This is a genomic window from Mongoliitalea lutea, from assembly GCF_014652135.1.
In the GTDB taxonomy this organism is placed as follows: domain Bacteria; phylum Bacteroidota; class Bacteroidia; order Cytophagales; family Cyclobacteriaceae; genus Mongoliitalea; species Mongoliitalea lutea.
Genome location: NZ_BMYF01000028.1, coordinates 38,860 through 49,304 on the forward strand (window position 1 = coordinate 38,860; position 10,445 = coordinate 49,304).

General features: G+C 39.6%; 9 protein-coding genes. 6 read left to right on the plus strand and 3 right to left on the minus strand.

All coding sequences use genetic code 11. From position 1 onward, the window contains the following. Positions 1–222: 222 nt before the first annotated feature. Positions 223–3,906 carry a phosphoribosylformylglycinamidine synthase gene (gene purL / locus IE080_RS18055; RefSeq protein WP_189586155.1) on the minus strand — a complete coding sequence of 1,228 codons (3,684 nt, stop codon included), beginning with the start codon at positions 3,904–3,906 and terminating at the stop codon, positions 223–225. 245 nt (positions 3,907–4,151) lie between these two features. Here purL and IE080_RS18060 point away from each other — a divergent pair, with 245 nt between their 5' ends. The 6 genes from IE080_RS18060 to accC all read left to right on the plus strand — a co-directional run bounded on the left by IE080_RS18060 (position 4,152) and on the right by accC (position 8,717). Beyond that, positions 4,152–4,718 carry a YceD family protein gene (locus IE080_RS18060; RefSeq protein ID WP_189586129.1) on the plus strand — a complete coding sequence of 189 codons (567 nt, stop codon included), beginning with the start codon at positions 4,152–4,154 and terminating at the stop codon, positions 4,716–4,718. 18 nt (positions 4,719–4,736) lie between these two features. Next, positions 4,737–4,928, plus strand: a complete 192-nt coding sequence (rpmF, locus tag IE080_RS18065; protein ID WP_189586132.1) for a 50S ribosomal protein L32 — start codon at positions 4,737–4,739, stop codon at positions 4,926–4,928. Between the two features lie 268 nt (positions 4,929–5,196). Further along, positions 5,197–6,198, plus strand: a complete 1,002-nt coding sequence (locus tag IE080_RS18070) for a beta-ketoacyl-ACP synthase III (RefSeq protein WP_189586135.1) — start codon at positions 5,197–5,199, stop codon at positions 6,196–6,198. A gap of 24 nt (positions 6,199–6,222) precedes the next feature. Continuing rightward, positions 6,223–6,786 (plus strand): elongation factor P, encoded by a 564-nt coding sequence (gene efp / locus IE080_RS18075; RefSeq protein ID WP_189586137.1) that lies wholly within the window; start codon positions 6,223–6,225, stop codon positions 6,784–6,786. Positions 6,787–6,867: 81 nt separating this feature from the next. Then, a complete protein-coding gene (gene accB, locus IE080_RS18080; RefSeq protein WP_189586140.1) occupies positions 6,868–7,341 on the plus strand; it encodes an acetyl-CoA carboxylase biotin carboxyl carrier protein in 474 nt (157 codons plus the stop codon). A 29-nt stretch (positions 7,342–7,370) separates the two neighbouring features. Continuing rightward, the gene (gene accC, locus IE080_RS18085) at positions 7,371–8,717 is read left to right on the plus strand and encodes an acetyl-CoA carboxylase biotin carboxylase subunit (RefSeq protein ID WP_189586143.1); all 1,347 of its coding nucleotides are present in this window, start codon (positions 7,371–7,373) and stop codon (positions 8,715–8,717) included. A gap of 39 nt (positions 8,718–8,756) precedes the next feature. Here accC and IE080_RS18090 read toward each other — a convergent pair whose 3' ends face one another. Together IE080_RS18090 and IE080_RS18095 are read right to left on the minus strand one after the other, a co-directional pair. Then, on the minus strand, positions 8,757–9,083 hold the full coding sequence (locus IE080_RS18090; protein ID WP_189586146.1) for a hypothetical protein: 327 nt from the start codon (positions 9,081–9,083) through the stop codon (positions 8,757–8,759). A 128-nt stretch (positions 9,084–9,211) separates the two neighbouring features. After that, positions 9,212–10,445 (minus strand): T9SS type B sorting domain-containing protein (locus IE080_RS18095; RefSeq protein ID WP_189586149.1); only part of this gene is annotated, 1,234 nt, incomplete at its 5' end.

A 10,445-nucleotide genomic window follows, 5' to 3' on the forward strand; every position in this document is an offset into this window, starting at 1 on the left:
CTGTCCGAGATTTGCAATCCCCGAAGTCAATCTTAAGTTCAAAGCCTGTCTTCACAGAAAAATTAATAGCCCAATCTTAGTAGCAAGATTATAGGTGATTTTCAACCCATTGGGAGATTGCCCTAGTGGGATTGCAAATCCCACTTTATCTGAATCACGAAATTGCAAATTTCGCGAAGCATTAAAAAAACTAAACCCCTCTGAAATGGAGGGGTTTAGTTTTTAAGCGTTATTCTCAATCCAATTGTAGGCGTTTTTAAAAGCCTCTATCCATGGAGTGACTTCGTCTCCGGCATGATCCGCAGGATAGTGAGGCCAGTTCCAAGGCTTAATAGACCGCTCGATGTGGGGCATGATAGCTAAATGCCTACCATCTTCCGATGCAATACCCGCTACGGCGAAATCAGAGCCATTTGGATTACCGGGATAGGCTTCATAGCTATAAGTCATACCGATATGGTAAGCATCTTTTCCTTCCGGAAGATAGAATTTACCTTCCCCATGGGCAATCCAAACACCCAATCGTTGACCTGCCAATGACTGCAACATTACCGTATTATTTTCAGGAATGCTTACATTCACAAAGCCAGATTCAAACTTATGACTTTCATTGTGCAACATTTTTGGCTTTTGCTTATGGTCTTTGGTTATCAATCCCAATTCCACCATCAGCTGACATCCGTTACATACACCTAAACTTAGCGTATCTTTTCTTGCATAGAAATTATCCAACGCAGCTTTAGCTTTTTCATTGTACAGGAATGCTCCTGCCCAACCTTTGGCAGAGCCTAACACATCAGAATTAGAGAATCCACCTACAAAAACAATCATTTGCACATCTTCCAGATTTTCTCTACCGGCAATCAGATCGGTCATGTGAACATCTTTCACATCAAAACCCGCTAACCATAAAGAATAAGCCATCTCTCGATCACCATTTACTCCTTTTTCTCGGATTATCGCAGCTTGTCTTCCTGAAGTTACTCTTCTGTAAGGATTCAAGCGATATGCATCAAATGTACCTTCCCAGGTATCTGAGAAAGTAAATGAAAGAGGCTGCTGCTTATAGTTTTCTTTTCTAGCCAAAGCCAATCGTTCACCACTTTGATGCTTGTCCAAGAGGTAAGATGACTTAAACCAAGTATCCCTCATTTCTTCTACTGAAAGCTCCAAAGAGATATCAGTAAAGGTTACCTTACCTGTGGATGTTACCTCAGCAAGAGAAACATAGGAAATACCATAATTATCTAATAGCGCACGCACTTTTTCTACTTCCTGCACTTGAATAAGCACCCCTGGATTTTCTGCAAACAAAGCTTTGACAAGATCTTTATCCATCAATCGATCGGTTTTTACCTGAAGCCCCACAGTAGTAGAAGGGAAACACATTTCCAATAAAGCAGTAATTAAACCACCAGAAGAAATATCATGACCTGAAAGAATTACTTGGTCTTCAATCAATTTTTGGATGACCATAAATGCCTGTCCAAAATATGCTGCATCTTTCACATCGGGAGTTTCATTCCCAACCGTATTCAGCACTTGGGCAAAACTTGAACCACCTAATTTGGCAGTATCTTTAGAAAAATCTATATAAAAGACCTTGGAACCTTCGATGGGTTTTAAATCAGGTGAGATCGTTTTTGTCGGCGCTGAACACTCAGCAACAGTTGAAATGATCACAGTTCCAGGAGAATAAACCGTTTTTCCATCGGGATATTTCTGGGTCATGGACAAGGAATCCTTACCGGTAGGAACATTTACACCCAAAGCAATCGAAAACTCAGAAATCGCCTCAACAGCTCTATACAAACGGTCATTTTCACCTTCATTTTTAGCAGGCCACATCCAGTTGGCAGACAAAGAAATCCCTTGCAAACCCTGCTCGATTGGTGCCCAAACCAAATTTGTCATAGCCTCAGCTATTGCTAACCTGGAACCTGCCTCAGGATTGGCCAAAGCTGCCACAGGAGCATGTCCGATAGAAGTTGCAATTCCTTTTTCTCCCGTAAAATCCAAAGCCATTACCGCCACATTGTTCAAAGGCAACTGAATCTCCCCTACCGTCTGTTGTTTGACTACTCGTCCTGTCACAGATCTATCAACCTTATTGGTCAACCAATCTTTACAAGCTACTGCTTCTAGCTGAAGTACTTCTTGGATATAGGCTTTTAATTGTTCCGGTGAATAGCTTGGCTCTGCAAAGTTTTGATCCTGTTTGGTATCCTCCAAGATTGTCTTAGGCGAGCTCCCAAACATGTAAGCTAAATTCCAATCGATAGGCTTTTCACCTGTTTGAGAATTTTCAAACTTGAAATGCATATCGCCTGTGGTCTCACCCACTACATAAAATGGTGCTCTTTCGCGCTCTGCAATTTTTTGTAGGGTGGCTACATCCTTAGGATGCACTACCAAGCCCATTCGCTCTTGGGATTCATTACCTACGATTTCTTTGGCAGACAAGGTAGGATCTCCGACAGGGAGCTTATCTACATAGATGGTGCCTCCTGTGCTTTCCACCAATTCAGATAGACAGTTTAAGTGTCCTCCCGCCCCATGATCGTGGATAGAGATAATCGGGTTTTCAGCACTTTCAGCCATGGCCCGTATCACATTGGACACCCTTTTTTGCATCTCAGGGTTAGAGCGCTGGATGGCATTCAATTCAATAGCATTACTAAACTCCCCTGTATTTACAGAAGAAACAGCACCACCACCCATTCCAATGCGGTAATTATCACCGCCCATGACCACTATCTGATCACCCTTGGATGGTTCTGATTTTTTCGCATAGGCTTTATTGGTAAATCCAATTCCTCCTGCCAACATAATCACTTTATCAAATCCGTGGTTTTTCCCCTCCTCTTCATGTTCAAATGTCAATAAGGAACCACAGATTAACGGCTGACCAAATTTATTTCCAAAATCTGAAGCTCCATTGGACGCTTTGATCAATATATCCAAGGGTGTTTGGTATAACCATTTCCTTTCGGCCAAATTCTTTTCCCATGAACGCCCCTCTTCCGACCGAGCGTAGGAAGTCATATACACTGCTGTACCAGCTAAAGGGATAGATGCGGTACCTCCAGCCATACGATCTCTGATTTCGCCTCCTGAGCCGGTAGCGGCACCATTAAATGGCTCTACAGTGGTAGGGAAATTATGTGTCTCTGCTTTTAGTGAAATAACTGAATCGATAGCGTTAATTTCAAAAAAATCTGCCTCATCCTGTCTTTTAGGAGCAAACTGCTGCACTTTAGGCCCCTCTACAAAGGCTACATTATCTTTATAAGCTGAAACTATTCTGTTTGGATGCTTCTTGGAAGTTTCTTTAATTAATTGGAATAAGGTGTGGGGCTTTTCTTCCCCATCAATGATAAAATTACCATTGAAAATTTTATGCCTGCAATGTTCAGAATTTACTTGACTAAACCCAAAAACTTCGGAATCTGTTAAGAGTCTACCTAACTTCTCACTTACATCATTCAAATAAGCTATCTCTTCTTCACTTAAAGCCAACCCCTCTTTCTTACTGTAGGCCGCTATGTCCTCAATAGATTTGATTGACTCAGGGCTCAAGTGTATATCAAAAATCTCCTGATCCAACTCATGGTAAATCCTTTGAAGCATAGAGTCGATTTTTTCATTACCTGACATAGAGGCAAACTCTTCTATCCGCCTGATTCCTGTGATACCCATATTCAGGGTAATTTCTACTGCATTAGTAGACCAAGGTGTAACCATTTCTTTTCTTGGGCCAACAAATTCACCTTTTATAGATGCTTGTTCACTCAAGATTGCATTGCCAAGAAGCCAGGATAATTTCTCTATATCTGCTGCTGCAAGTGGAGATGCCGACTCTACGGCGTAAACTAGTTTGTTTGGGGATTGAAAGAAGAAAATCATTCGATTATGAGGAGCTGTTTTTTGGAAAGGCAAAGGTAAACATTTGAGCTAAAAGAATAAACAATTGTTTTTGGAGAAAAAAACGACATATTTACCTTCAACAAAAGGTTTAAACTATAGTCCAATCCAACTGATAGTGAGGAGTATTGATCAGCTTAAGAATTTGACTGGCAAATAATTGTTTACCAAATTTTATTTTTCTGCAAAGTTTGCCTAAATTTGCGGTCTTGAATTAAAGAGTAGAGATGAAATTCTTACGGAATTACAATATTGACATAGTAAAACTAAGAGAAGGAGACCATGCCTTTTCTTTTGATGTCTCTGGAGAGTTCTTTGAGTTTTTCGAAGCTACAGAATGGGTCAAAGATGCTCAAATCAGTACTTCTGCTAAGCTAAAAAAGACCTCAGCAGTAATAGAGGTTGATTTTAACATTAGAGGCACTGTCAGGTTGATTTGTGACAGGAGTTTGGAAGAGTTTGATTACCCACTTGAGTTAGATGAAAAAGTCATCTACAAATATGGCGCCGCAGAACAGGAGTTGAGTGAAGATTTATTTATCATCACTAAGGACACTCCAAGTATCAATGTAGCTCAATTACTGTATGAATACATTTTAATTGCAATTCCTGCAAAAAAAATCCATCCTGATTATGAAGATGAAATGGATGATGAGGATTTTGAAGGAGATGGAGTTTATGTATATATCGACGGAGAAGACTCTTTTGAAGAGGATACTCCGGAAGAGACCAAAGAAGAAAAAGAAGTTGACCCTAGATGGGCAATATTAAATAAGTTAAAAGCAAAAGATTAATCTAAACATAGTATAGCGATGGCACATCCTAAACGAAAAATTTCGAAAACAAGAAGAGACAAAAGGAGAACACACTATAAGTTGACAGCTCCTGGATTGGCGCAATGCCCTACCACAGGTGAAATGCACCTTCCTCACAGAGCTTTCTGGCTTGACGGTAAGTTATATTACAAAGGTCAAGTGATTATGGAAAAAGAAGTTCTAGCTTAATTTACGTATAAGGCCTTATATCAAAATCCATTGCCATGCAGGCAGTGGATTTTCTTTTTTGGGCCTAAAAAAAACAGAGTAAAAAAGACTAATTGACTGACCTATCATCACCTAGATTGTTCTTCCAACAAAAAACTTTGGTGAAAATGCAGTTTTTAGATAATTTTGAAAGCTTGTCTAGTAGATAAGTGAGTCAAGGACAACTAATCAATCATGACTTACTAAGCAAAATTCAGGTTAGCAAGTAGACCTACAAATTAACGATCAAATGAAGAAAACCAGAGCAGTGATTACTGGCGTCCACGGATGGGTACCGGAATATGTTCTTACCAACAGAGAGTTGGAGACCATGGTAGACACCAATGACGAATGGATAGTTACCCGTACAGGCATCAAAGAACGACGCATCCTTAAAGGAGAAAATCAGGGAACATCGGTAATCGGAATCAATGCTATCAAGGGATTACTCAAAAAAACCAATACCGACCCGGAAGATATTGACCTAATCATCTGTGCTACTGTCACGCCGGATATGCCTTTTCCGGCCACAGCCAATATTATCGCAGATGGTGTAGGTGCAAAAAACAGTTTCAGCTTTGATATTTCAGCAGCTTGTTCAGGATTTTTATATGCTTTAACCATGGGTTCTCAATTCATTGAAACCGGCATGCACAAAAAAGTGATCGTGGTAGGTGCTGATAAAATGTCCTCTATCATTGATTATCAAGATCGTGCCACTTGCATTATTTTTGGAGATGGAGGAGGTGCTGTGCTCCTAGAACCTACGGAGGAAGAAGTTGGTGTAATGGATTCAATGCTCAAATCAGATGGTTCAGGTGCTCCATACTTACATATGAAGGCAGGCGGAAGTAGAAGGCCCGCAACCATTGAAAGCGTCAATGCCAGAGAGCACTTTGCATTTCAAGAAGGTTCTACCGTGTTCAAATTCGCAGTAACCAATATGGCAGACGTGAGTGCAAAAATCATGGAAAAGAACAACCTCAAATCAGAAGACATTGCATGGTTAGTCCCTCATCAAGCAAACAAACGCATCATTGACGCAACAGCCAATAGAATGGGCGTAGGCCCTGATAAAGTAATGCTAAATATCGAGCGGTACGGAAATACAACGGCCGGAACACTACCTTTGTGTTTGTGGGATTATGAGCCACAACTTAAAAAAGGTGACAATATAATTTTAGCTGCATTTGGAGGAGGATTCACTTGGGGATCCATCTATCTGAAATGGGGCTATGATGGAGCAAAATAAGAAATAAATTAAACCTGAAATATAATGGCAAGTACAGCAGATTTCAAAAATGGATTGTGTCTTGAAATGAACAATGACATTTACTCCATCGTAGAATTTCAGCACGTCAAACCTGGTAAAGGTGCTGCGTTTGTAAGAACAAAACTGAAAAGTCTCACCTCCGGTAAGGTTTTGGATAAGACCTATAATGCTGGGGAAAAAGTGACTACAGCACGGGTGGAAAAAAGACCCCATCAATTCATTTTTGTCGATGACTATGGGTATAACTTCATGGATACTGAGACATTTGAACAAATACCTATTGCAGAAAAACTAATCGAAAGACCTAACTTGCTAAAAGAAGGTCAGATGGTAGATATCCTTGTTCATGCAGAAACAGAGACACCTCTTTCAGTGGAATTACCTCCATTTGTAGAATTAATGATCACGTATACAGAGCCTGGTATCAAAGGAGATACAGCAACAAATGCACTGAAACCTGCTACAATGGAAACAGGTGCGACCGTAATGGTTCCTCTATTTGTAGAGCAGGACACTATGATCAAAGTGGATACACGTGACGGTTCATATTCTGAACGTGTAAAATAAAATTCTTGGCCTTTACTGAAAGCACGCTTTCAGTAAAGGTGTTTTATGGTTATCAAACTTAAACCCTCAAAATTGAATCACATGAAAGCAAAAGAAATTCAAGAGCTTATTGACTTCATATCTAATTCTGGATTGGCAGAAGTGAAAATTGAAACGGAAGAATTCAAACTTTCCATAAAAAAATACTCTGAAGCTCCTGCTGTAAAATTTGAAGCAGCTCCTGCTCCAGTGGCTGTTTCTGCTCCGGCAGCCGCAGCTCCTGCTCCAAGTCCAGCTGCTCCAGCTGCAGCTTCTAAAGAAGATACAAGTAAGCTAATTGAGATTAAGTCTCCTATGATTGGTACCTTCTACAGAACTCCAAATCCAGATGCAGACGCATTTGTAAATGTTGGAGATACTGTTAAGCCTGGTCAGACTGTTTGCATTATCGAGGCGATGAAATTATTCAATGAAATTGAGTCTGAGGTATCCGGTAGAATTGTAAAAGTATTGGTTGAAAATGCTCAGCCTGTAGAGTACGATCAGCCTTTATTCTTAGTGGATCCAGCTGGATAAGCTGTCATGTTTCATCAAAATCAATCGTTGTGTTTAAAAAAATATTAATAGCCAACAGAGGAGAGATCGCTTTACGAGTGATCAGAACCTGCAAGGAAATGGGGATTAAAACTGTCGCAGTGTATTCCACTGCTGATAAAGATAGTCTTCATGTTCGCTTTGCTGATGAAGCTGTGTGCATCGGACCTCCTCCTAGTAGAGAGTCTTACTTAAATATCCCAAGAATCATTGCAGCTGCCGAAATCACCAATGCAGATGCTATCCATCCAGGATATGGCTTCCTCTCTGAGAATGCTGAATTCTCCAGAATTTGTGAAGAATATGGTATCAAATTCATTGGTGCCAGCCCAGAGATGATCAACAAAATGGGTGATAAAGCTACCGCTAAAGCAACCATGAAAGCTGCTGGTGTGCCTACAATCCCCGGTTCCGAAGGTTTATTGGAATCCATGGAGCAAGGACTAAAACTTGCTGAAGAAATGGGTTATCCCGTTATCCTAAAAGCAACCGCAGGTGGCGGTGGTAGAGGTATGCGTATCGTCAAGGAATCTTCTGAATTTAAAAAAGCTTGGGATGACGCGAGACAGGAATCCGCCGCTGCATTTGGCAATGATGGCTTATATCTTGAAAAGTTTGTAGAAGAGCCAAGACATATTGAAATTCAAATTGTAGGTGATAGTACAGGTCGTGCATGTCATTTATCAGAAAGGGATTGCTCTATTCAAAGAAGACACCAAAAACTGGTAGAAGAAACCCCCTCTCCTTTTATCACAGATGAATTAAGAGAGGCTATGGGTAAAGCTGCTATCAAAGGTGCTGAAGCTATCGCTTATGAAGGTGCAGGTACTATTGAGTTTTTGGTGGATAAACACCGAAATTTCTACTTTATGGAAATGAATACCCGTATCCAAGTAGAGCACCCGATCACCGAAGAGGTAACTGATTTTGACCTGATCAAAGAGCAAATCAAAGTTGCTGCTGGAGAAAAGATTTCTGGTAAGAATTATTATCCGAAACTCTATTCAATGGAATGCAGAATCAACGCAGAAGATCCAGCCAATGGATTTCGTCCAAGTCCAGGTAAAATCCAGAATTTGCATCTTCCAGGTGGTAAAGGCGTTCGAATCGATAGCCACGTGTATGCCGGATATGTAATTCCGCCTAACTACGACTCCATGATTGCAAAACTTATTGTGAGTGGCCAGTCAAGGGAAGAAGTAATGCTTCGAATGAGAAGAGCTTTAGAGGAATTTGTTATTGATGGCATCAAAACAACCATTCCATTCCATATAGCTTTATTGAAAGACGAACAGTTCAAAAAAGGTGATTTTACTACGAAATTCCTTGAAACATTTGACTTCTCAGTCATCAAATAAAAAAAGACCTCCGAAAATCGGAGGTCTTTTTTTGTTTTTTTAAATCAACAGGATCGTCTCACCCATTTCAAGTTCAGGAGGATTAGACCGCATGAGTGTTCCCCGCTGCTCTAAATAAACTATTGATGTTCTGCTGTATTGCATTTTGAACAATGCCTTGACAGCATCAGCTTCTTCACAATTCTCTAAAAACAATACGTCTGGAATTTTTGCGAAATGTTTTAAACTCTCAAGAGTTCGTTCATTTAGCAGAAAAAAACCCAAACATTCAAATTCATTAGAATTTAATGAGTTAATGATTTTTTGAATTGATCCTGTACAATTTGCAAACACACAATAACTTTGACGATATTTTTGAAAATCCACCACCCTTTTTTTAAATAACTCTTAATTTTTTAATTTAAAACCAAAAGCACCTCAACTACATTATTCTAAATCAACAGGTTCTTATTTGCCACTGTTGATTTAGAATAATTTGATCGAGACACAAAATATTAGTTCTTCACAACTTGAATCCAACCTTTAAATTCATGCGACTTCCCTTGATTATCTATTGCTGTGAAGATATAGAAATAAGTTCCAGCCACTAAACCAGGTGCATCCCAGTCATTTTTATAGTTTTCAGTTCTGAATACATGATCACCGTATCTATTAAATATTACAATTCTGTTAGAAACAAATTTTCCAATACCCATTATTTTAAAGGTATCATTTTTACCATCACCATCTGGTGTAATAACATTTGGTATAAAGAATGGTCTTATAATATTTACATCTGAATCTGAATTATTAGCAAGATTTACATCAGTCTCTTCACTCGTTACGTTTACAACATTTGTTATAGTTTTAGAAGAGCTTCCACTTAATGGTTCTGCTTGAACTCGCAACATTATATCTAAAACAACATCTGCTGGAAGTTCAGGCAATGACCAAATTAATCTATTTCCTTGAACTAAGAAGGAAATCTCCAATCCTGAAATTGAACTAACTACTACCTGATTAATAAACATAACACCATCAGGCAATAAATCTTCAATAATTACATCTGTGGCATTTGTCCCTCCAATGTTACTTACTTGAATAGCGTATTCAAATACGTCTCCTTCCCAAAGTTCAACTTGGTTCGATGTCTTGGTTACCTCTAAATCAACTTCATTTCGCAACAAAGTGAAGATAACAAATGCTTCATCAAAATTATCAGGATTATTTGCATCCCTTAAGACATACCTTAATCGATACTCTCGAGCTTCGTTTATACCAGGAATCAATAGTGACATATTCCCTTCAAAATCGATAAATAATCCTTGAATCCCATCCAAGTCTATGAATTCAAACTCAACTTGTTCTGGATTAGGTCTTTCTCTATTTAAAAGGTCATTCTCTAAAATATTACCTAGAGAACCCGAGAAGCTAACAAAATGGATTCCGAAATCATCATCGTTAGCAATAATTTCTGGAGCTATCACTATTACAATCACCGTCGCTGTATCACAGTTACCAGGGTTCAATACCTCACAGATGCTATAAGTCAACTCGTAATCTCCCGCAGGCGTGTTCGGTGCTACCGTTATTGTGCCATCAGGGTTCAACGTCAACTCAGGGTCTGAACTTACTACCGTCAAGGTCACATCTGATGGATCTACAGGGTCTCCGTTCAAGGTATCGTTACCCAATATGCTCGCTGTTGTTCCGCCATCTGCTCCGTTGATAGGTCCGAAGTTATCATCA